The sequence below is a fragment of the Photorhabdus akhurstii genome (assembly GCF_019090985.1).
GTDB classification, from domain to species: Bacteria; Pseudomonadota; Gammaproteobacteria; order Enterobacterales; family Enterobacteriaceae; genus Photorhabdus; species Photorhabdus akhurstii.
In genome coordinates, this window is sequence record NZ_CP020335.1 from 4882608 (window position 1) to 4904265 (window position 21658).

A 21658-nucleotide genomic window follows, 5' to 3' on the forward strand; every position below is an offset into this window, starting at 1 on the left:
GATTCATGCAGCCTTTCATTCCTCAATCCAGTAATACGGGGGTGATCAAAATAACCAACGTGCTGCGCTGATTCTCTCCGGACTGGCCTCCCCCAAGCAGGAAATTACCCGGTGTAAAGGTTCCCGCCTGAGTCACCCGAGTATCAGCCTGTTCAAATCCGGTGAGTACCAGCGCCTGCCCGGCACGTAGATTCACTTTCTGACTCAGTGAACGTAACCGGGTATACGGCATCTCGATATAAGAATTGCCTTCTTTAGATGTGAATGAACGGATAGTCGGCGGATCAGACAGGTTAAAAGCCACTTGTAACTGAACATCCCCATTACGCTGTATCAACGGCAACAAAGTCATATTAAACCCGGTAGTGATCATCCCAGGCGTCAGAGCTGTGGTGGCTCCCACATCCGTAGCCGTCGTTGTACTGCTTTGAGCCACATACACCGTCTGATCAGCCATCTGTATCGGAATGGGGGTCAAATTAGTGGTCGCACTTCCTTGAGACGTCACCACACTGACATTACCTTGCTCGCTCAACGCCTTTATCAACAGGCTGGAACCGGAGAGTTTTGCCGCTTTCCCTGTGGCATTTTCCAAAATACTGACACCCGTAGACGTTGCCCCACTGCCCATACCGCTAAAACTGCCAGATAACGTAGCCCCCAAATTATGCAATGAGTTATAAACTAATCCCCAGTCCAACCCCATTTGCTCTTTACGGGTAGTGCTGACACTCAGCACCTGAACATTCAACAAAACCTGACGGTTGAGAACAGTATTTTGTTCTTCCACATAACGGGATACCGAATCCAGTACCGCCGGCGTGTCTGTTACCATCAGCGTTCCACTGGAGCTTGACAACCAGAACCGACCCCGCTCGGGCGTCAACATATTTTCGACTGTCTTACGGATGTCTTCGTATAAATCACTGTTCAGATCAACCGTCGTTTTCTGTGAAGAGCTGGCCTCCCCAGAAACAGAATTGTTGACATTACCACTGCCCCCTGATGTCCCCATACTACTGGTTGAACCTGAGGCAACACTGGCATTACTACTGGTACGGGTGTTGAGAACATTCAACTGAAATGTCCGGGTTTCGAATCGATAAAACACGACGGCCCTGTTATCCATCTTCCATGCAATCCCTAACCGGCTGGCAATATTGTCTAAAAGCCCCGTTAGCTCCCCTTGCCAATTGAGACCCGTGAGTACTTCTGACTCTCGACGCTCATCAGCATCAATTGAGTGTATATCGCGATCATCCAGCCAATCCAATGGCATACGTCCCTTATCATCAGCTGTCGGTAATGCCCTATTCATCTGGCGCGTCAACCCACCGGCAGTGGTTGATACTCGTGCTAAAACATCGGGCGCGACCGTGACCCGAATACCACAAAGTTGGGTAATGCGTTGTCCCAGTTCCGGTAATGTCAGCCCGACTTTACTGTTAATCGTTATCTGACAGGACGGTAACTTTACCGATGCGACAGGCTGAACTACCGGTTTCAGATTCACCCAGGGTTTATCTACCCAGGTTACTACTGGCTGTTTCAGGCTATGCTGTTGATGCAAATACTGTTGCGCTACCCGACTTTGCATACTAGCCTCACGCGCCATATTATCCACTGCCCGCAAGGTGCAACCGGACATCAGCGCCATGCCTGTTACCGCCGCCAGTGGAACAAGGCAAGTACAAAGCCTGAGTGAATACAGTTTATTTTTCATCAAATCCTGTTCGCTTTTTCAGTTGAAATACACCACATCACCATCGCTAATCCCGTCAGGGAGAGTGAGTCCTATCTCTTGACCAGATAAGCCATACAACCGTCCCTGCCGGACTTCACCAATCAACATTGACCCCTTAGTGCGTTCGCGCAGAGCGGTTACAAGACCGGGTATTTCCGGCATCCACACCCAGAGCCGATCTTGGCTGATAACATGCCGGATACGGGCATCAGGCTGAAAAGGCAGAATGAGCTTACGCAGATCCACCGTGCCATTTTTAGATGAGCCGCCACGCCAGTGATTAATGGCACTGGCTAATAGCAACATTTGGTCTGCCAGTATTCGAGCCCTTGCGTTGTCACCATCGACGTGCAGTTGTTCTGCCTGTCGCAGCTGTATACCCCCGGCAATCAGCAGAAAAACCAAGGCAAACCCACTGATGACATACCCCATCACGGCTTACCGGGTTACCGGTTTATCACTGACTGAAATCAGGCACTGAAGGCGACTGACTTCGGCAAACAACGGTTTCTCGGCCTGTCTATAAAGATCAAATAGTTGTACCAACAAGGACTCAAAGTTGCCTTTGAACGTCAACGGCGCATCAATGCGGTAATCCGTCGGTGACGACCACACGACTACCCAGTGTCCCCCTACCGGGCAATTCGTTGTATTAGCCCACCGTTCCAACATTCCACGCAAAGTGGTTCCCGTTTCCGCACGCCAGATGTTGCCTATCGGTATCGTTGTCACGGGTGTACTGCCGCTGAGTAAGGATTTAACGGGCTGAGTGGGCAATACAGAAGAAATGGCCGTAGGTTTTCCTCCTGTCACAGGAATTTTAGGGGTATCTGTTTTCGGTCTTTCAGCTATCAGGGGCTTCGCTGGTAACGGAGTGGCTAATATGCTGTTGGACAATGTAGGTGCCGATAACGCCGGTGAAGAAGATCTCTGCAACGGTACCTGCATTTTTGGCGGTGTCATCCGGCCAACCGTTGTCTCGGAAAACTGACGATATTCATCACGTAAAACAAAACACACTTCACGATTCACCTCATCTACCCGGATACGCCATGCAGACCCGGCAACAATCTGTAACGCTTCACTGAGCCGTATCGGCCCAATTTTGCGTTGAATAGCCGGTAATGGCCTGCCTATCAATTTAACGAAATGGGTTGCGGCGGTATCACACAGCGAATAACCGGTTCCAAATAGCAAATAGCGCAATCCATCACCAATACGTTGTACCAACGGTACTGGCATGGTGATATTGATGATTTGATTTAGGGGTTCACGTTGCGCAGCCTGGCTGCCTACACTCACCAAGGTATAGCGATCATAGCGCGTAACTTCTGGTGTCAGAGAATAGATATCGGATACGGCGGGACTTTCCTGATGAGAACGGTGAAAACTTACACCGGATGCAGTAGCCTCCTGAGTTTGTCCGGTACACCCAGCCAATACCATGACGGGCAGCCAACTGAGTGAGAAAAAAACAGGGTTTTTCATGAGCATTCCCGTGCAGGTAATCTTAAATGCGGCTTACTGTGCGGGGATCCGGGACTACGCTCAATACAGAACTCTTTTTGCAAAATCAAAAAAAACGCACCCATCGAAGTCAGTGCGTCAAATGAGTCAATTTGTCAGAGTGAAAAGTTAATGCCAGAGCGGATCTGCCCGCCAGTTATGGGCAAACCCAGCGCTACGCAGGTAAGGTCGAATCGCCGGATATCGCTGGATCAGATCATCAATCGTGTCAAAAAAGTCCAGGCTGGTAATACCAAGCGTTTTGATCATCTGATTCATATCTTTTGGTGCAGACAGGTTGACGTTCCAAAGGCGGCTATGGTGGGCACACTTGTTGCGAACATCATGCAACATGGTGACCCAGTTAGACAAAGTTGAAAATTTTCGCGCACCAAATTCAGCCGCTAATTTTTGCAGCGTGCTACTGGCCGGATTGAGGAACAGATGCAGGTAAATTTTGAAGTGGTGATAGCTTATCTGACTAAGAATTCGTGCTGCATCGGCAGTATTCTGAAGCTAAAGATACTTAACCTGTAAATCAACAACAAGCTCCCCGGTGAGCGATACGGCTTTGGATAGAGGGTATAAGGCATGATTAGCCGTCATTCCTGAAGAAAAAAAAGCCCACTAACATCCCCTAGGGAACATTGCGAGCGTTGGTAAAGTTAATACTACGCCTGGCGTAAATTTTGTCAACGCATTTTGATACTTTTGTCAGATTCGCATAGGGTTATTCTCGGTATCTGTAAGTAACCGGGCTTTTGAAGTATCCTAGAAATTAAACCACAACACAGTGCGGTGGAGGCAAAAACAGCCAATCCCTCGATATTGAATTGGCAAAAGTCATTGCCACGCCATGAAGAAGTAACCAATGAAAAACCAAAAAGTAAAGTTCAGCCGCTACGATACCGCTGATTACCTCCAAACAGAGGAAGATATTACGGCGTACCTAGAGGCCGTGATGGAAGATGGTGATCCTTCCCTTATTGTGGCTGCTTTGGGTGACATAGCACGAGCCCGTAACATCAGCCAAATAGCGAGAAATGTTGGAATGAGCTGAGAAAGGCCCTTTCTGGCGAGGGAAACCTACATTTTACTACAATCACAAAGGTTGCCAACGCCTTGGGACTACGTTTTACTATGCAACCCATTAGAACACCGACAACGCACACTCAATAGGATGAAACTTTATTTTCCTCCAACAATTGAACCAATTCTTGATGGAAGTAGATAAATGAAAACGACAGGACATAAAACCTGTCTTTCACAAATTCCCTGTTGCAAAATAGGGAATTTTTTTGAACTTATCGCAATAACAACGATCAATCCCTTTAAGCTATTAATTAGCTGCCATGTTACCAGAATAATATTAAGATGATGCCTTATAATAATCCCCCTCAAGCACTCTATCTTTTAAGACAGGTAATAATGAATCGACATTGCCATTATCTATATAATGCTTGCAATAAGGCTTGGCCTGAATAACAGTTCTAAGTTCGTCTGGCGAGATCAGCATGCTGGAGTATAAAATTTTTATCCCCATATACGATTTAACCTCCGCGCCTATATGGGTTGCGGTGACGCTGCAATCATTACATACCTTGATGACTTGATAAAAATCTTCTGACTCCCCGTCATAAAAGTATTTTGAAATAAGCTGAAAAGTCCATTTTCCTTTATTAGATTTACGAACACAGTACAGCTTAGGACGTAAACATACAGGGCAGCACCAATGATCAGGCGTTTTTCCCCAGCGCTCTTTATTTAAATTGATCAGGTGCTGAAGCTCTCCTGATGTCGGTGGGGTTGAAGAAAATGGTTCTTTTTTCCGCCTCCATGAGTCCGCATCTCCCATAAATTTGTTTGATTTATAAAGTAAACTTTCAGGGTATCCAGGTTTGATTTTATCAAGTCCATAATAATTAATTCTGTACCTGGCGGTTCTTTCAGTCTGCTTTGCGGTCCTTTCCGAAGGTTGATACCAATGCCTGTTATTTGCCCCAATTTCTGCTATTTTTCTTACAAAAGAGCATCGGAGATAAAATGTCTCCTTACACTCTTGCCAAAGTGTTATTGCCGCATTACCGTCAATTTCGTGATCACGATTAGGTAATGGCAAAATAAATCTTTTTATTTCAGATGGGGAAAAAGAAAACGCTGCTGGTGCTTTGGCTATTTTCTTTGCTCTTGCGTCTGCATAATTACAATCAGCACAAATGATAGTATTGTCGTAAGCAGAAAAAGCAAATGCAGTCCTTGCAACAAAACGTTCAGCCAGGAGATCTGCAATGACGATATCGTTATTTTGTGAAATTCGGGTAAATTCATCTTTCACAAAATCGGTCATGTGATCATGATGCTCATGCAAGTGTCCAGTAAGATAACCATGTTTGTTTTTTCTTATTATCTCTCGCTTTGTTCTTTGGCAGCATGGGCATATCCAGGTAGTCGGAGTCAGAATCCACCAACGATTCAGATCCATGCCTTTCGCAGAAAATTTCTCGATCAGCTCTGTATATGAAAAAGAATACTCGCTGTCCAATCCAGCCAGTTCGTTTTCGTTCAAATACTCAATAAGCTCATCTTCACTGTTAAACATTTCTTTCCTCATTTAACTTCAAATCTGTTTAAGAATAGCCATTTCAGAACCACATAAATCAAACTCGGCTTTTTTGGTTGAAAAGTGTAAACAATTAATCCTGACACGACCGCCAACAAAAAGCCGGCCACACACTGCAGTGCCTTGATGTTCTACCTGAGAGATATTTTTCAGTTGTTCCACAACCATTTCCTATCAAAGAACACCTTCTTACTTAATATTAATCTACCCCAAAGATAAAAGGCTTTTATTTTCATGTTATTACGGATATTCTTCCGCAGCAATTTCATCACTCAGCGCCTGTGAGATATAGCCCTTATCTCCATACACATGTCCGCTTCCCCATTTCAGCCGCTTTTTAATCGGATGAAGAATCCATCAAGTGTCAATTTGACCACGAACAATTCCCTACAATCGTCGATAAACAGATGAAGTTTAAAACCATAAAACCAGCCTGTACGAGTTTTTCTCCGATATGCTACACCGTCAAAGACCCGATTTCAGGGAATACGCATGTTATGGCATACCGTTATTTTGATTGAATCAACAAAAGCAATGCTTGGGAATTCATTGTGAAGATAGGTGTTACGTGATCAAGGCAAAAGGATTTAAAATTCCGATAGTGATTCATGTGAAATTAGATGAAGATTGTCATCATTTCGCTGAGAGAAAGGGAAGCGGGCAATTACACTGAAGACATGGTGATATTGATGATTTGATTTAGTGGTTCACGTTACGCAACCTAGCTACCTATACTCACCAAGGTATAACGCTCACCACTATCCATCAAAAATGTTGTTGTTCCATAATCTGTGTTCATACGCGCACCAAATGTTTACATTTTTTCAAGGTATACAAAATGCGTCAATATATTTTTTACAAAACAAAATCAACATTTAGAAACAAAAAAAGCCCTTAAAATAAGGGCTTAATGGAAATATTTTACATATTAAGTCTCAGGTGAACTCTAAAAAGGGATCAAATCGTCAAAATCGATTGGTGGTTCATTTCCACAAGTCGGTTCTGAAGAAGACGAAACGGGTTGCGATTGTCCCCGGTCACTTGAACGAGAAGGTTCGCTTTGACCGCGACCACCCAGCATCTGCATTGTACCTTGCTGACTAATCACCACCTCCGTGCTATACCGATCTTGCCCACTCGTCTTGTCAAACCATTTACGGGTACGCAACTGACCTTCAATATACACCTGGCTGCCTTTTCTCAGATATTCACCAGCAATTTCAGCCAGTTTGCCGAAAATGACTACCCGATGCCATTCGGTACGCTCTTTCTGCTCTCCGGTTTGTTTATCCCGCCAGGTTTCCGATGTTGCCAGTGACAATACCGCCACTGTATCACCCTCTGGCCGATAACGCACTTCTGGTTCTTGTCCCAATCGTCCAATAAGTATCACTTTATTCACGCCGCGTGAAGCCATGTAACTTCCCTTTCAAAATGTAGATGAAAAAAATTCCCCGAAAAAATGCACTCCGGAGAGACTTCAGGGGCAGTCAAAATGAATTCTCTGCATAATGCTTTTGCGAAGACTTATTCTGTACAGGCGGCACGGATTCAGGTTTTTCAGCTTTATAAACCATCTCCTGCCCGATTTTGATCCAGTCAATTTTAATCAACCGCGCTCTTAAACTGACACGCTGTTCACCGGCATGCTCACCCTTGTTCAACGTAAAAATCCCGGTAGACGGCTGACTTAATGTGAAACCCAGTAAGACTTTTTTGTCCTCATCAACCGCTTTCTGACAGCGGCTGATTAAGTCACTGTTTTCCTTACCGGCAACAGTGACATCAAAGCGAACGTAAGACGGATTCTCTGTTGGTCCACTCAATGCATTGATGACCGCGCTGAAAAAACTGCCATTCTGACCATTCACCTTGCGGACATTGCTGAGATACCCCAATCCATTGATATTCAGGTTGAAATATTTATTTTCAGTGGTAGTTGCAGACATGATGTTCTCTCCATGAAGTGAAAAAAAGAAACGACGGAGAACACATTACCCCACGGCGGGAAGTGATGTTTCCCGTCGGGAAGCCAGTGTCAAACACAGGCTATCTGATAAGTTAAAAATACACCTTCATCACTGTTATCAGTGATACCCGTTTCCAAAGGATAAACGGGTTTACCGCCCGCAGGCGCCACCTCTCAGGCTACAATGGCTTTGTGACAGGTCACACGAAAGCGTCAGTCTCAGACCTTTCTGACATTGAGAGCAGTCACCCAAAGGCATTCCTCTCAGACTGCGGGAATATTGGCGATTGTCCGAAGACAACAAGTTATCCCACGCATTTTTGAATCAGGGGGCCAGACTGTCAACGAGGAAAATGATTTTTGGGAAGCGGTAAAAAAATAGCGCCGCCCAAAGGACGGCGAGGAATCTGCACTGGCATGTGGTACAAGATGGAAGTTAAGTAGTCTCAACAAACTCTAAGGACATTCAACTATCCCGACGCGGCTATTTACCAACCCTTCAAAGGAAGCCGTTTACCGGACTGACAACAGAGAAAATCTATGCACGACTTGCCTGTCAAACCGCAATCGTGGGGTGCAATGTATCAAAGCCAGTTTACCTTTCCAGATCTCAGCTTAGGTACACAACAAAAAATCAGCTCACCCTGTCATTGCCGGTTTTTTCGGTACGTTCTTATGCCGGGTAGATCTGGTTTTTCTTTTTCCATCGACGGTGCTAACTACCCCACTGCATTCCGGGTATTTTATACACCCCCAGAAAACACCGTTTTTTCCCTGGCGTTGACGCGTCACGCCTCCACACACCGGACAAGGCAATGAAGGCGGCGGCGTGATCACGACTTTCTGCGCCTGAACCTGCTCCACTAAATATTGGGTCCATTGTATCTGACGAGCCATAAAATCCGGCAACTCCGCCTGTCTCTGAGCAATATCATCCAACGCCTGTTCCCACAATGCAGTCAATCCCGGGTTGGTCAACGCGGTAGGCAACGCGGCTATCAACTCGCTGGCAATCTGCGTAGCGTGGATATACTTGCCCTTTTTCGTCAGATAACCCCGTTTAAACAACGTATCCAGCACCCCTGCCCGGGTAGCCTCCGTTCCCAGCCCGGCATTGTCCTTCAATACCTTCTTAAGTTGCGGGTCACTGACAAAAGCAGCGGCATTTTTCATCGCCGCAATCAATGTGCCCTCCGTGAAGTGAGCGGGTGGCTGAGTTTGCAACATGCGTAAAGTAGCCTCATTAACCTGACATTGACTGCCTTTGACCATCGACGGCAAACTTTCTCCCAAAGAATCGTCTTTCCCGATGGATGCCAATTCATCTTTACCCGCTGAAAACAATACCTTCCAGCCAGGAACAATCACTACATTGCCCCGGGTACGAAACAATTGCCCACCGATATCAAAAGTCACTTCAGTTATATCCATTTCATGCAGAGGAAGGAACTGTGCCAAATAATGTTGACGGATAAGCTGATACACTTTACGCTCATCATCCGTCATCTTCTTCATATCACAGGGCTGTTTTGTCGGAATGATACCGTGGTGCGCCGTAATTTTTTTGTCATTCCAGATACGCGAAATCAACGTCCGGTCCAGACTATCTACCACAATCCGCATAGCCGGATCACTTTTAACCACAGCATCCAATACTTGAGGAATTTCCGCCTGCATAACCGTAGGCAAATAGCCACAATCTGTGCGGGGATAAGTGATAGCCTTATACGTCTCATACAAGTTTTGAGCAATGTTCAGTACTTGCTGAGCTCCCATATCCCATTTTTTTGAGCACGTCTGTTGCAAACTGCCAAGATCGAATGCCAGAGGAGCCGCATGCTTTTCCCGTTTAGTGTTGATTTCCAGGACCGTAGCCGTGCCAGTTTGTTGGCATAACTTAACCACTGTCTGTGCCACATTCTGATGAATACAGCGTTTTTCTTCATCACAATAGGTCGCAGCGGGTACCCAATCCACCCGGAAAATTCGTCCGTCAAACTGAAGGTCAGCCACCACCTGCCAATAAGGTTTAGCCGTAAAGGCGATAATCTTCTGATCTCGAAAGACAACCAGTGCCAAAGTGGGCGTCTGAACACGTCCAATAGACAAAATGTCACTATATCCGCATTCACGGGCTTTCACGGTATAGAGTCGGGTAAAATTCATGCCAATGAGCCAATCAGCTCTGGCTCGTCCCAGTCCCGCCAAATACAACGATGCCGTTTGTTCACCGGGCAAAATATTAGCAAGCGCCGCCCGAATACTCACCTCATCCAGAGCAGACAACCACAAACGGGATATTTTTCCCTGAAACTGGCAATAATCCAGTAATTCCCGGGCAATCACTTCTCCCTCCCTGTCAGCATCAGTGGCAATCACCACCTCGTCTGCCTGTTTCAGCAGACGACAGATAACAGTAAACTGGTCAGCCGTCTCCTTTTTGACCACCATTTGCCAGGAGGCCGGCAATATCGGCAACACTGACGCCCGCCAGGGAGCGCCATATTGCTCCCCGTAAACTTCTGGGCTGGCCGTTTCCAGTAAATGTCCGATTGCCCAGGTTACTGTCACCCCCGGACCCGTTAAATACCCCTGCCCGCGCTTTGTTGCACCTAATATCGCCGCTATATCCCGCCCCTGAGACGGTTTTTCACACAGAAACAGTTTCATCGCTTATTTCTGCTTTACCGTACTTTTTAATGGAAGGAGAAAAAACAGAACGTTTTTCGCCCCGCATAATGGCCTCATCCGGCAGCCCCAAACGGGTAATAGCTTCCCTGCCGGCAGGGGTTTGGGAAAGGATATCGTCACGAGTAACAGCAAAACTACGGTACGGCTGGACAGCACCGTAGATTTGGCGTACCCAATGTCCCCCCTTTTTTAAAAACCCGTCACATTGTTGACGGGAAATCAGCGCATAGTGGTGCGCCTGCAAGGCTTTCATCACCAGTTGATCATAGCCTACTAATAACCAGACACAGCGGTAACCTAAAGGCGTGCGACTGTAGACACCAATATTGAGCGGGGCGACAGAGGCAATCTCAGATAAATGGATCTGAGCAGGTACTCCCGAGAGTGTAGCCGCCAGTTCCGCTAACGCCGCCTGCATCTGGTCATGAGCAGAAGCAAGCTTAGTTTCCAGTGCCAACATCGCCATATCGGCATACGGATTATCTATCAGGGAATCCTGGCTGATCCGACCGGCTAGTGAGAAAAATCGCGGCATGCTAATAATCACCGGTTTATTCTTTTTGCTGCTTTCATCCCGGCGGCCATTCCACAGGCTAATAGCGTAATGAGTATGCAACTCAATGGTAAGTGAGGAATGCAGTGCGCCTGAGCGAACAGCATGTGTCTCTTTAGTTTTAATCATGGTACATTCTCTCTGTGACATAAGGATATCGCTGAGATAGTTGCGTTATCAGGCTGTGACCACAATTCAAAACTCTTTTTTGCTCACCCCAAAAACCTGATTAACATCCCATAACCATAATGATTAGACTCTAATCACTGTATGTCTTTTGGCCCATGATTAGACTCTAATCACAACCTGGATAAGTAGCCATTTTTGTGCCCGTCGTTCTGTCAGACAATCCGATAACATGGGAAAGTCTGCTCAGCACAGTGTTCAACAACACAAAAAAAGTATCCCATTGAAATTCATTCATATTTATTGACAGAACCCTAATTTGAAAAATCGTTATTCCTTCACTGCATGACTGTTGCGACATATTCATAGTGATATGGTGGATATCGTATCCGCTTATTTATTCTTCATAAAATTCTGCCGGATTTCAGCAATCACTTTTTTCATCACGGCAGGATTGGCCTTTCTTTGCACCTCTGGCAAAACAGGTCTGTCTTTCTGACGGTTAGCAGGCACAGGCTTTTTCATGCCGGGGTTTTCCCCCTGATTTGCTGTGCCGGGGCTTCTCAACTCCCCCTGTCTGGCACGTTTCATCAGTGTCAGTAGGTAACCCACCGGATTTTTTAACGAGCCATTTTCCAATGGAACTCGCAGGCTATCCAACACCAAATGCCTCTGATCAGACGGAAGTGCCTGGAGTTGTTCCGTCAGCATTCTGATGTCGTCATCAGAGAGCTGATTTCGTAACGCTACAGGCAACAAATGCTCAACAATCGGGTTGTCACCATTCGATGGGGCTACGTACGTATTTTTATTCACACTGTGTGTGAAATGACGTACGTAACCGTTCGATTGCCGAACTCTGTCATAACTCGTTGATTTTAGACTGAGTTCGGTTTCCGAATTCGGGTTATCATCTCCTGTTCCTGTACTGAATTCGGATCCCGAACCCGGTCTGTTCCGACCTTTTTGATTAAGTTCGGTTTCCGAACCCGGTAAACATGCAGCCTGTAGCGCCGCCATCTGCTGCGGCGTTTGTACCTGACCTAACCGATTTTCCAGTAAAGCAATGCGGGAACGGCGATGCCGCATCATCGGATCATCTTTAACTTCCATCAATACTGACCAGGCAGTCTGACTAATCACCCGGTTTTTGTGGCGACACGCCTCCCCCACCGTGTCCAGCCAGTTGGGATCAAGCGCTTCAGCATCATGAAATGTCAGAGGCTCATCATGCTGGGCGTAGATGTTTCCTTTCACACGCCCTTTTTCATCCCTGACGCGTTTGCACAAACTTAGCCAGCCGGTTATTCGCAACATCAACAATACCCGGCTGACGGTTTCCCGGGAGGCTTTACCGCTGTATGGAGAGGCCAGTTGCAATTGCAGTTCATCATAGGTAGGGAAGACCGCTCCCGCATTTTGTTGTGCATACAGCCGTATCATTATCCAGGCCATCTTATCGAGCGGAGATAATCGGGTATCCAGAATTAACTGACGGGGAATAGCATCATGCACGTTCCCCAGATACAACAGCCCACTGCGCAACTGTTTTTTTTCATCACCCTCAGCTTGAGCTGCCAGTCGTGCATTCATTTGCTCCAACGTAAAAGCAATGAGGCTATCAGAGGACAAAGGAGCCTTCCGTGTGTTATTTCCAGATTTCATTGTTGTACCGCTCATGTGTCATCATTTCCCAATCTCGTCCTCCGTTACGACTTAACAACCGCCAAAACATGCCAATATCAATTTTTAAGCAACGATGAGAAACTTTACCTTTGCCTTTCGCTCTGATCCGAGTGTAATTTTTGCTACCCTGTCGATAACGTTTCAATTGTTCTACCGCTTTCTTTCTATAGACGAGTGGTACAGAACAGGGGGCCAGCAACCCCTGAGTGATCTCTGTCTTTTTCACCTGTCTTGCCGTCCCTGACCAACTTCAGGTTTTACTGTGTTCTTTTCGTCTTCAATCCAGCCACGTACAGCATTCCAGACTGCCGTCAGTGACACTGCCAGTTGTTCAGCGGCCTGCATCATCACATCCAGCCCATCCGCACTATCCAGATCAGTGACATGCGCTTTCCACAGTCGCCAGACCTCAGCACTGTCTTTATCTGTCAGCATCAGGCATCGACCCTGGCGAGCTTCAATCCCTAACATACGACGACGGGAACTCACCTCAACAGAAGTCAACCCAAAGTAGTGTTGCATCAATTCAATTGAGCCCCCTAACATCAATGCCCGATCAAGACGTTGCAGACGTTTTTGTTCACGTCGGGCTTGTTGCAGCATTAACGCAAAATTTTCATGATGGATACGCAGCGTAAGGACTGACACCGGGCTATTCATCAAATAATGCAAGTCTTCCACAGTCAAACTGTGTAACATCCGCATTTCTTCGTCCATCAAACCCAGTGCTTCACAGCGACGGAGATAACCCGATTTCAACTCCATGACCAGTTGAGTTAACAAGGCGTTGGTTACCTGGGATATCTGGCTCATAAGGCACCTCTCTCAATGCAATACGATACGTCTGAACAAAATTGGAACACATAAGATCTGAACTTACCCACCACGATGACCTCCGGTAATACGTCTGACCTGTTCCCAATGCTCAGCAATTTCCTGACATCCAACACACAACTGGACGCCCGGCAAAATCTGCCGACGTTGCTCATCAATCCGATCACCACATCCTTCACAATATTTCAGTGACACCCTACCGGTATGCATCTCACGCCGTACAACGGCGATCTGTTCTTCCAACCACATCGTAGTAACAGCCTGAGCCCTCGTGTCATCAATATCATCAGACATTGCAATTCCCCTCTGCTGAGACGACTGACAACTCACGTTGCAGTTCACGTAACCGGCGCAACACCCGAATAAGACGCATAAATTTCACTACCGCGACATCAGGCAATACTGGAGTATCCTTGTCAGACCCGACAAACCAGGTTCCCAACATTCCTATACCTGTATCTGCCAATTCACCGTTATGGTCACTCTCCCCCGTCAACGACAACAGCACCTGTACAAAACGTGATGCCGTATGGGAATAAGCTAATCGATAACCCACTTCACAGGCCGTATCTTTAGCTTCCTCAAGCTCATCCGCTCCTCCCATCTCTTCGGCTAACTCGAATGCCAAACGAAACGCCATATCTTGTAAATGCTCAATATCATCTCGTACCGGTGAGATAGACCAAATATCACTCACTGGCTCCAGACCAGTTTGTGCAAAACTCAATCCATCATATGGCGTAGGCTCTGTTAATAATGAAGTTTGTGGTGGTGTTGGAAGACAGTGATTCAATTCACTTAAAGTAGAGGGAACTATCTGCGATAAAGGTGCTGATACTAAAGGCGCAATATCTTCCTTATCCTGTATTGTCGATAACTCACTGGATAAAGTTGGCCGAGTTTCATACACATCAAGCTGAACTTCAACTTTGGGCGGTTTGGGCGGACAAGCTTCATATTCCTCAGTCTTTTTATCTTCCTGACATTCGATAACATCCCCATGCGACTCAGGTTCCACTGCCGAAACGCAGGCAGCGCTTTTAGTCACAAGAGGTACCGACTTTTCAGGCACTTCAGCGGCTTGTCTATCCGCATCGCGCAAATGTTCAGCAATAGGAGGGGGCTCACCAAATAACTGACGACGGTTTCGCTCTTTAGGATCGAGCTCCAATAACCAGCGATCATAATTAAGGGCAGGATGTGGCAAAGCTTTTATTAATTCCCCAATCAGTTCATCCCGTAACATGTCAAAAGAATAGAGTTCAGGATTATCAAAGCGCTGACATACCTCACCAAAAACTGAATCGAAGTCCTTCCCACACGATGCCTCCGAAGAAAAACTATTCCAGGTTTTTTGAGCATCAACTCGTAAAGACAATATGTTTACTGCTTGTGGACGCCCCATACCCGATATCAACACATTGGGCATATGAGGATATAAATATTGTACCGTGTTATGCATCTGACTGATGCTGGTTTGTGATATTGGAAACCCTTCTTGTTTTAATAAATCTGTCAATTCTCGTTGTGAGACCGGTCTTCCCAAACATTTCTCATGCATAGAACTTGCGTTAAAAACACCAAGCGCTTTCTCTATAAACGTTAAATCCCCCCGAACATCATTTTCTGCCAGATGCCCAATGACACACTGCAATCGACCTGGCCAGGGTTTAAACAAACAAGGGATTCGGAAAAAACGTTCCTCACCCGTTTCTTTCCATAATTCACATAGGATTTGGTAACGGGTATTGCCTCCATCACTGAAAATGTAAACATTTCCACTATCTTCCGGATCTCGCGTCACTTTCGGTACAGAATCCAGTCCTCTGGCACGAACAGAAGCTTTAATATCGTCAAAACGGGGATTACGGCTGAGGCGAGGATTATCCGGGTTTGGCTGTAATTCATCCAACGTTAATACCATTGGCATTTCTGCCATAGGTAAAACAACAGTACCAGTTAGTGATTGTGGTGTTTTGCCACGTTGAAGTATTGCATCACTGAGAGAGGTTTTATGCTTACTCATATATTTCCCCTTTCAGCACCAAGATCATAATACCTCTCTGTAAGATCACTAAACCGGGTACAGGCGCCATCAAACTGGATCTTGACTGTTCCAATCGATCCTTGGCGATGTTTACCAATAATGATTTCGGCTACCCCAATATCCGATGTATTGGCGTCATACACTTCATCCCGGTAAACAAACAAGATCAGATCAGCATCTTGCTCTAGCGCCCCCGATTCCCGTAAATCCCCGTTATTAGGACGTTTATCTGTACGCTGCTCTAGTTGACGATTAAGTTGTGAAAGCGCCAGTACTGGGCAACCCAATTCTTTACCCAGTGCTTTCAAGCTACGGGAAATTTCTGCAATTTCCTGGGTTCGGTTTTCCTGCTCCGGGCTTCGGATAAGTTGCAGATAATCCACCATAATCAATGAAGGTCGACCATACTTGCGCACATTTCTGCGGGCACGGGCGCGTAATAAAGCCGGGGTCTGATAACTACTGTCATCAATTATCAGCTGATTTTCCCATTGAATTAGCGTCTCCATTGCTCTGCTAACCCGTGCCCAATCTTCATCATCCATTAATCCACTACGCAGGCGTTCAAGTGGAACCCGTTCCAACATGGACACCATACGCATCAATAATTGATCCACCGGCATTTCCAGACTAAAAATCTGAGCAACAGCATCAGGGGCACTCTCCAGTGCGCTCAGACAGAAAGCCAGTGCCAGTGCGGTTTTCCCCATAGAAGGCCGACCGGCCAGCAGGATAAGGTCGCCCGGCTGAAGACCACAGGTTTTTGTATCCAGTTCACTAAAACCTGTCGGCGTACCCGTTATCCCATTACCGCCATTGGCCTGCTCTAATTTTTCAATCAGCAAACCCAGCCCTTCTTTCAAGCTAATATCCTGGCGCACAGCTTTCTGCTCAGACAGCGTATATAAACGCTGCTCAGCCATTTCGGTAATGTCAGTAAAATCAGCACGAGGATGGCCAGCCTGAGCGCTCATCTCATTTCCCAGCATTATCAACTGACGCAAGCGACTTTTCGCCTGAACAATTTCCGCATAAGCAACAATGTTTGCCGTACTCGGTGTGTTTTTGCCAAGTTCGGCTAAATAGGCAAATCCCCCAACCTGTTTTAGTTGCTCCTTTTGCTCTAAAATTTCAGACAACGTTAGTACGTCAACAGGCAAATTGGCCGCAAACATAGTTGCAACAACGCCATAAATCCGTCGATGAGCGGGCAGGAAAAAATCATCAGCATGTATCAGTGGTACGATTTCATCCCATCGATCATTATCCAGCATCAGCCCACCAAGAACGGCTTGTTCAGCATCGCAAGAATACGGTTGTTCAATACCATCCGGTAAAGGAAAAGGGTTACGCATTCTTCGCCCCCTTATTCGCAATCAGTGCATCAAACTGTTCATGCCACTCAGGGAACAACTCACAAGCCAGACAGTACATTGTTTGTGCGGCAGCGGGACTTTTACGGGAGGTTTTGTATTCAAGACGGTGAACGGGTTGGGCACGTACGTGACCCAGCTTATAAATATCCAGCAGATCGATACGGGTTTTCAGCAGTTGGTATACTCTTCGCCCACCGAGAGAGGACGTATCGTAACGTTTATGCTCGATAATATGGGCCAGTTCATTCAACGTATCGCGGTCAAGATTAGTGCCTTCAATACCATTCGCCAATATCTGAATTAAAGGTAATCGAATACCATAATTTTCAAACGGTTGTAGTCGCGTCAACATACGCAACGATCCCCGTAGAAACTCACGGACATCTGGCAGAATAGGCTTAATCACACCTAACACAAATTCAGTAGCCGTCAGCACAACCAGCTCCGCCATCACACCAGTAGCGCCCTTTGAATCAATGATGATAGCGTCATACTGACTGAACAGAGGGTGCTGCAATATATTCCTCAGACGCAAACGTCCGTCAGGAGCATGAAGCATGGCCGTAGGCAGGAGTTCATCAGGATCATTGGAAATGATGACATCCAGATTATTTATAACAGAACGGGAAATAATCTGGTCTTTCTGACCCAGGTCAGCAGTCTGCATAAGAAGTTCATACAAACCAGATGGGGCTTCATACTCAAGTGCAAAAATACTGCTTGAAGTGGGTTGAGAATAATCAGCGTCAAGAAGGAGAGTTGTGAATCCGGCATCTGCAAGAAAACCGGCTACATTGGCGGCATGTGTGGATTTACCTTCGCCACCTTTAGGCGAAATTACGGGAAGTATCTTCATTTTGCACACTCGAATTTAAGTAATTCGAAGGATGCAGATAAGTCAGTTTTATGTTACAAAACACCAACATCTCAGCAGGAGGATTGAAAATCCTCGTGTCGGTGGTTCGATTCCGCCTCCGGGCACCAAAGTTTAGTTTCATGGCGCTCCTATACGTCCTGAAACGTTAAAAAATCAGTAAGTTGCAAAGAGCCTGGAGCATCAATAGATACTGCCAGGGTTTTTGACATTCAGAGTTTTTGGGGCTTAATTGGGGGCCTGTTGGTTCGATAAACTCTGGAGCCCCCGCCATGCGACTCACCGATACCGCCATCCGTAACGCCAAGCCGCTCGATAAACCCTACAAACTCAGCGATGCGCAGGGTCTGTACCTGCTGATTAAACCCAACGGTTCTAAACTCTGGCAACTCAAGTACCGCTTTGGCGGCAAGGAGAAGAAGCTGGCGTTTGGCGCTTACCCGACCGTTACGCTGGCGAATGCGCGTAAGCTGCGTGAAGAAGCTCGCGCCGTACTCAGCGCGGGCGACAATCCGGGGGTGAAAAAGCAGCAGGAGAAGCAGGCGAAGAAAAGCGGTAATACCTTTGAAGAGGTCGCCCGTAAGTGGCTGGCGGGAAATATCCGCTGGACGGAGCATCACACGGCGAAGATCCTGCGCTCGCTGGAGCAGCGTCAAACAGGCATTGATCCTGCCGCAGAGCGCCATTTTTAACGCTATATCTTTACTTTCAATCAGGGTTTCGGCGAAGTTTTCGCAGTGATCGGCAAGGACGGTGAAGTCCGTGGCGGCATTGAAGGGAATAGCAAGTAACGGGTGTGTTTGAGTAGGGATCGTAGCCATAGTGGCAGCCTCCAGTAAGTGATTAATTGAACCACCACCGAAGAGACCAATTTTGCGGTGGTGGAACCGGACAGAGTTGGTCTTACCGGCCTTACTGGACACCGGCGCGTCTTGCGACGCCTCCGCCCGGCCCACCATTGAGATGTAGCCGGATGAACGACATAAAAAAGACGCAAAGCGCGTCATATGTCGCCAGTAAGGAATATCTTCAGGAGACCAATCCCGGCACCTGAATTTGCACCGCGATTAGCAGTTAACAGCAAGTGAGGTTATGAAAGGCTTATCGCAAAAATAACTCTCTCTTACCTGCAAAACTAATCATTCGTCTTTCGCATCAAACAAAAGACTAAAGTTTCATTTTTTCCATTTTATTCAATGAATAATCGGGAATATAATCCAGAAAACACACTCTAAGGATCTCAATATGAGGATCACCGCTACCCAAATTGAACAGTGGGCGGACACAAGAGACGCTCAGGGAATGTTGCCCATTTTGATCCGGCGATTAATTAGCGCGACCACAACAATAACAGCATTGAGCATGCCCGGCGGTGATTCTGTTTCAAGCAGCGGCTGGGATGGTATTGTCCAGGCTGACAAAGGCAACATCTGGGTTCCTGATGGTGCCTCTTTCTGGGAAATGGGCTGTTCCTCCGACATCATTACTAAAGCCCGCTCAGATTTTCGGAAAAGAAATCAACAAATTTCACCACAGGAAGCAGCTCAAAGTCGCTTTGTTTTCGTATCACCACGCCGGTGGTCCAAAAAAGATAGCTGGCTCAAAGAAGCACAGGCTGAAAACATCTGGTCCGGCGTTTATGCTCTTGATGCTGACGATCTGGAGGCGTGGCTGGAAAACACTCCGGCTGTAGCTCTCTGGTTCAGTGAAATAACAGGCCATACTGGTGCAGGCATTGAATCCATTTCCCATTTCTGGGAACGATGGTGCAATCAGTCACAATTTCCGTTAACAAAAGACACCTTACTGGCTGGCAGGGAAGAGGAAAAAAACACACTGAACGACTTTCTATCAGATAAAAAAGAACAAATTATTATCCGGGCAGACAGTCAGGAAGAAGGTATCGCTTTTGCCTGTGCCAGCTTAATAGAGATGGGACATGAAAATATATCAGCCTGCATAACTACTGATGATGGATGGCACTTTATTGATAAAAATCCCTCAATTCAATTTTGTCTGGCGATGAACAGTGATATTTCCAGACAAAGCCGACACCAGCCTGAACGAACTATTTTTATTCCCTTTTCCCTGGGCGATCACAATACTACGAACAATAAGCGAAGTGATACCATTACATTGGAACGTCTTACTCGAAGCGATTTTGAAGAGAAGCTCATTGCTTTAGGAGAGGAGGAATCCGATGCAAGGCGGTTATCGCAAACAACCGGACGATCCTGGTCGGTTTATCGACGTCTTAGGGCCAAAAACCCGGCAATATCATCTCCCGTATGGCTGACCACATCGCCAGCAAAAGCGCTAATCACGCTGACTCTGGTAGGATGCTGGAATACCAAAAAGGAAGGCGATAAATATTGCGTTGAAACTATTGCGCAAAAAGATTACGAAGAACTGGAACAGGAACTACGCGAAATATCTCTTCGGGATGACTCTCCGGTATTACAGATTGGTGATGTATGGAAAGCAAAATCTCCCATTGAGCTATTGTATCAACTAGCCCCTCGACTGACAGAAAGTCAGCTTGAACGTTTCTTCTTGGTTGTAAAACAAACGCTACTTAAACCCGATCCTGCCCTGGAGCTTAAAAACGAAGATCGCTGGATGGCGGCTATCTATGGAAAAGTTCGTTCAGAATCAGATTTTATTCTGAAATCAATCGCTGACTCACTGGTAAAACTCAGAATCTACGCTGAAAGCAGTGAAGGGATTAATTCAGATTTCATCATTGCCGCCATCGACAATCTGGTTAGAGATCTGTTGATGGATGCCGATGGTGAGAGATGGCTGTCATTAACAGACGTATTATGTCCGTTAGCTGAAGCATCACCAGAGGTGTTCTTAAAATCCATAGAAACAAGTTTGCAATCAACAGAGGTTTCCGTTACTCGTCTACTAACAGAAACGAGCGAAAGCACAGGCTTTGGTATGCGTTGTTGGCATGCTGACTTATTGCATGCGCTGGAAATCCTAGCCTGGAATCCAAGGCGATTACTTAGAATCAGTCTTATTCTTGCAACGCTATCATCATTAAGAATTCAGGGAAACTGGACCAATACACCGGAAAATACCCTAAAATCGTTGCTCAGACCCTACTGGCCACAAACAATGGCTACTGATGAACAAAGACTCGTCGTACTTGATATGCTTATCAAAAAGCACGATAGCATTGTCTGGCGTTTTCTCTATGAACAAACTGATCCTATGGGCGGTGTTTATATGGGAAATGCCAGACCAAAATGGCGGGATGATGATGCTGGCAGTGCACAAATGAGAGGAACTTTTCTTTATGAATATTATTCTGCACTTAGTGAGCGAATTCTGGTTCTGGCAGAAAAAAATGTCGAAAGAATAGCAGCGCTTATTAAGCGAATAGACCATTTTGAAGGAACCTACCAAGAAAGACTTATTGCATTAATTAAACGCGCAATTTCTTTTTCTGATGGAGACAAGGAGATCATCAGAGAAGCACTATATCACTATCTGAGTTGGCATAACTCGTATAACAAAGATGGAGATAAAAAAAGCAGAACTGTTGCAGAAGACCTCATGTCATTCGTCGGTTTATTAAATAAATTTTCAAAATAATAGATCACTGGAAGGGAACTCAGTCCGAT

General features: G+C 46.2%; 18 protein-coding genes and 4 pseudogenes. 3 read left to right on the forward strand and 19 right to left on the reverse strand.

What is annotated here, in order from left to right; translation table 11 throughout:
- Positions 1–22 precede the first annotated feature (22 nt).
- From pilN to B0X70_RS21215, 4 genes are all read right to left on the reverse strand, one after another.
- Positions 23–1657 (reverse strand): PilN family type IVB pilus formation outer membrane protein, encoded by a 1635-nt coding sequence (gene pilN, locus B0X70_RS21200; protein WP_246593548.1) that lies wholly within the window; start codon positions 1655–1657, stop codon positions 23–25.
- A gap of 84 nt (positions 1658–1741) precedes the next feature.
- Positions 1742–2176, reverse strand: a complete 435-nt coding sequence (gene pilM, locus B0X70_RS21205; protein WP_217470311.1) for a type IV pilus biogenesis protein PilM — start codon at positions 2174–2176, stop codon at positions 1742–1744.
- A gap of 6 nt (positions 2177–2182) precedes the next feature.
- Positions 2183–3232, reverse strand: a complete 1050-nt coding sequence (gene pilL2 / locus B0X70_RS21210) for a PFGI-1 class ICE element type IV pilus protein PilL2 (RefSeq protein ID WP_217470312.1) — start codon at positions 3230–3232, stop codon at positions 2183–2185.
- Between the two features lie 147 nt (positions 3233–3379).
- Positions 3380–3739 carry an Abi family protein gene (locus B0X70_RS21215; protein WP_217471680.1) on the reverse strand — a complete coding sequence of 120 codons (360 nt, stop codon included), beginning with the start codon at positions 3737–3739 and terminating at the stop codon, positions 3380–3382.
- Positions 3740–4121: 382 nt separating this feature from the next.
- Between B0X70_RS21215 and B0X70_RS25820 the strand changes: the two genes are divergently transcribed.
- Complete coding sequence (locus B0X70_RS25820; RefSeq protein WP_217470313.1) at positions 4122–4310, forward strand: addiction module antidote protein; 189 nt, start codon at positions 4122–4124, stop codon at positions 4308–4310.
- A gap of 309 nt (positions 4311–4619) precedes the next feature.
- On the opposite strand, the gene B0X70_RS21225 is transcribed toward B0X70_RS25820, so the two are convergent.
- The 13 genes and pseudogenes from B0X70_RS21225 to B0X70_RS21290 form a co-directional block, all read right to left on the reverse strand.
- Complete coding sequence (locus tag B0X70_RS21225; RefSeq protein WP_217470314.1) at positions 4620–5849, reverse strand: hypothetical protein; 1230 nt, start codon at positions 5847–5849, stop codon at positions 4620–4622.
- Between the two features lie 18 nt (positions 5850–5867).
- Positions 5868–6528 (reverse strand): annotated as a pseudogene (locus B0X70_RS26020) (transposase); the annotation flags it as partial.
- Positions 6529–6816: 288 nt separating this feature from the next.
- Positions 6817–7287, reverse strand: a complete 471-nt coding sequence (gene ssb, locus B0X70_RS21240) for a single-stranded DNA-binding protein (protein WP_217470316.1) — start codon at positions 7285–7287, stop codon at positions 6817–6819.
- Between the two features lie 73 nt (positions 7288–7360).
- Entirely contained in the window at positions 7361–7819 is a 459-nt protein-coding gene (locus B0X70_RS21245) for an STY4534 family ICE replication protein (RefSeq protein ID WP_023045225.1), read from the reverse strand.
- Between the two features lie 659 nt (positions 7820–8478).
- The gene (locus tag B0X70_RS21250; RefSeq protein WP_217470317.1) at positions 8479–10509 is read right to left on the reverse strand and encodes a DNA topoisomerase III; all 2031 of its coding nucleotides are present in this window, start codon (positions 10507–10509) and stop codon (positions 8479–8481) included.
- On the reverse strand, positions 10490–11212 hold the full coding sequence (locus tag B0X70_RS21255) for a PFL_4669 family integrating conjugative element protein (RefSeq protein WP_217470318.1): 723 nt from the start codon (positions 11210–11212) through the stop codon (positions 10490–10492). The genes B0X70_RS21250 and B0X70_RS21255 overlap by 20 nt, the downstream gene beginning before the upstream one ends.
- A gap of 390 nt (positions 11213–11602) precedes the next feature.
- Positions 11603–12889: an STY4528 family pathogenicity island replication protein gene (locus B0X70_RS21260; protein ID WP_217470319.1), complete on the reverse strand. Its 1287-nt coding sequence runs from the start codon at positions 12887–12889 to the stop codon at positions 11603–11605.
- Entirely contained in the window at positions 12858–13121 is a 264-nt protein-coding gene (locus B0X70_RS21265; RefSeq protein WP_041379952.1) for a ParE family toxin-like protein, read from the reverse strand. The genes B0X70_RS21260 and B0X70_RS21265 overlap by 32 nt, the downstream gene beginning before the upstream one ends.
- Complete coding sequence (locus tag B0X70_RS21270; RefSeq protein WP_217470320.1) at positions 13118–13708, reverse strand: DUF2857 domain-containing protein; 591 nt, start codon at positions 13706–13708, stop codon at positions 13118–13120. The genes B0X70_RS21265 and B0X70_RS21270 overlap by 4 nt, the downstream gene beginning before the upstream one ends.
- A gap of 63 nt (positions 13709–13771) precedes the next feature.
- The gene (locus tag B0X70_RS21275; RefSeq protein ID WP_110086124.1) at positions 13772–14023 is read right to left on the reverse strand and encodes a TraR/DksA C4-type zinc finger protein; all 252 of its coding nucleotides are present in this window, start codon (positions 14021–14023) and stop codon (positions 13772–13774) included.
- The gene (locus B0X70_RS21280) at positions 14016–15755 is read right to left on the reverse strand and encodes a ParB family protein (protein WP_217470321.1); all 1740 of its coding nucleotides are present in this window, start codon (positions 15753–15755) and stop codon (positions 14016–14018) included. Before B0X70_RS21280 ends, B0X70_RS21275 begins: the two co-directional genes overlap by 8 nt.
- Complete coding sequence (gene dnaB-PI / locus B0X70_RS21285; RefSeq protein ID WP_217470322.1) at positions 15752–17131, reverse strand: SPI-7-type island replicative DNA helicase; 1380 nt, start codon at positions 17129–17131, stop codon at positions 15752–15754. The genes B0X70_RS21280 and dnaB-PI overlap by 4 nt, the downstream gene beginning before the upstream one ends.
- Positions 17124–18008, reverse strand: coding sequence for a ParA family protein (locus tag B0X70_RS21290; protein WP_217470323.1), 885 nt, complete (start codon positions 18006–18008; stop codon positions 17124–17126). Before B0X70_RS21290 ends, dnaB-PI begins: the two co-directional genes overlap by 8 nt.
- A 290-nt stretch (positions 18009–18298) precedes the next feature.
- Between B0X70_RS21290 and B0X70_RS21295 the strand changes: the two are divergent.
- A pseudogene (locus B0X70_RS21295) lies at positions 18299–18673 on the forward strand (Arm DNA-binding domain-containing protein); the annotation flags it as partial.
- Here B0X70_RS21295 and B0X70_RS25425 read toward each other — a convergent pair.
- Both B0X70_RS25425 and B0X70_RS26025 read right to left on the reverse strand, forming a co-directional pair.
- Positions 18668–18847, reverse strand: a pseudogene (locus B0X70_RS25425) (hypothetical protein); the annotation flags it as partial. The pseudogenes B0X70_RS21295 and B0X70_RS25425 overlap by 6 nt on opposite strands.
- Before the next feature lie 30 nt (positions 18848–18877).
- Positions 18878–19033: pseudogene (locus tag B0X70_RS26025) on the reverse strand (hypothetical protein); the annotation flags it as partial.
- Between the two features lie 238 nt (positions 19034–19271).
- Here B0X70_RS26025 and B0X70_RS21305 point away from each other — a divergent pair.
- On the forward strand, positions 19272–21629 hold the full coding sequence (locus tag B0X70_RS21305) for a hypothetical protein (RefSeq protein ID WP_246593360.1): 2358 nt from the start codon (positions 19272–19274) through the stop codon (positions 21627–21629).
- Positions 21630–21658 lie beyond the last annotated feature (29 nt).

Coding starts and splice junctions, on each gene's coding strand:
- pilN (WP_246593548.1), bottom strand. CDS start 1,657: ATGGCGCTGATGTCCGGTTGCACCTTGCGGGCAGTGGATAATATGGCG.
- pilM (WP_217470311.1), bottom strand. CDS start 2,176: ATGGGGTATGTCATCAGTGGGTTTGCCTTGGTTTTTCTGCTGATTGCC.
- pilL2 (WP_217470312.1), bottom strand. CDS start 3,232: ATGAAAAACCCTGTTTTTTTCTCACTCAGTTGGCTGCCCGTCATGGTA.
- B0X70_RS25820 (WP_217470313.1), top strand. CDS start 4,122: ATGAAAAACCAAAAAGTAAAGTTCAGCCGCTACGATACCGCTGATTAC.
- B0X70_RS21225 (WP_217470314.1), bottom strand. CDS start 5,849: ATGTTTAACAGTGAAGATGAGCTTATTGAGTATTTGAACGAAAACGAA.
- ssb (WP_217470316.1), bottom strand. CDS start 7,287: ATGGCTTCACGCGGCGTGAATAAAGTGATACTTATTGGACGATTGGGA.
- B0X70_RS21245 (WP_023045225.1), bottom strand. CDS start 7,819: ATGTCTGCAACTACCACTGAAAATAAATATTTCAACCTGAATATCAAT.
- B0X70_RS21250 (WP_217470317.1), bottom strand. CDS start 10,509: ATGAAACTGTTTCTGTGTGAAAAACCGTCTCAGGGGCGGGATATAGCG.
- B0X70_RS21255 (WP_217470318.1), bottom strand. CDS start 11,212: ATGATTAAAACTAAAGAGACACATGCTGTTCGCTCAGGCGCACTGCAT.
- B0X70_RS21260 (WP_217470319.1), bottom strand. CDS start 12,889: ATGAGCGGTACAACAATGAAATCTGGAAATAACACACGGAAGGCTCCT.
- B0X70_RS21270 (WP_217470320.1), bottom strand. CDS start 13,708: ATGAGCCAGATATCCCAGGTAACCAACGCCTTGTTAACTCAACTGGTC.
- B0X70_RS21275 (WP_110086124.1), bottom strand. CDS start 14,023: ATGTCTGATGATATTGATGACACGAGGGCTCAGGCTGTTACTACGATG.
- B0X70_RS21280 (WP_217470321.1), bottom strand. CDS start 15,755: ATGAGTAAGCATAAAACCTCTCTCAGTGATGCAATACTTCAACGTGGC.
- dnaB-PI (WP_217470322.1), bottom strand. CDS start 17,131: ATGCGTAACCCTTTTCCTTTACCGGATGGTATTGAACAACCGTATTCT.
- B0X70_RS21290 (WP_217470323.1), bottom strand. CDS start 18,008: ATGAAGATACTTCCCGTAATTTCGCCTAAAGGTGGCGAAGGTAAATCC.
- B0X70_RS21305 (WP_246593360.1), top strand. CDS start 19,272: ATGAGGATCACCGCTACCCAAATTGAACAGTGGGCGGACACAAGAGAC.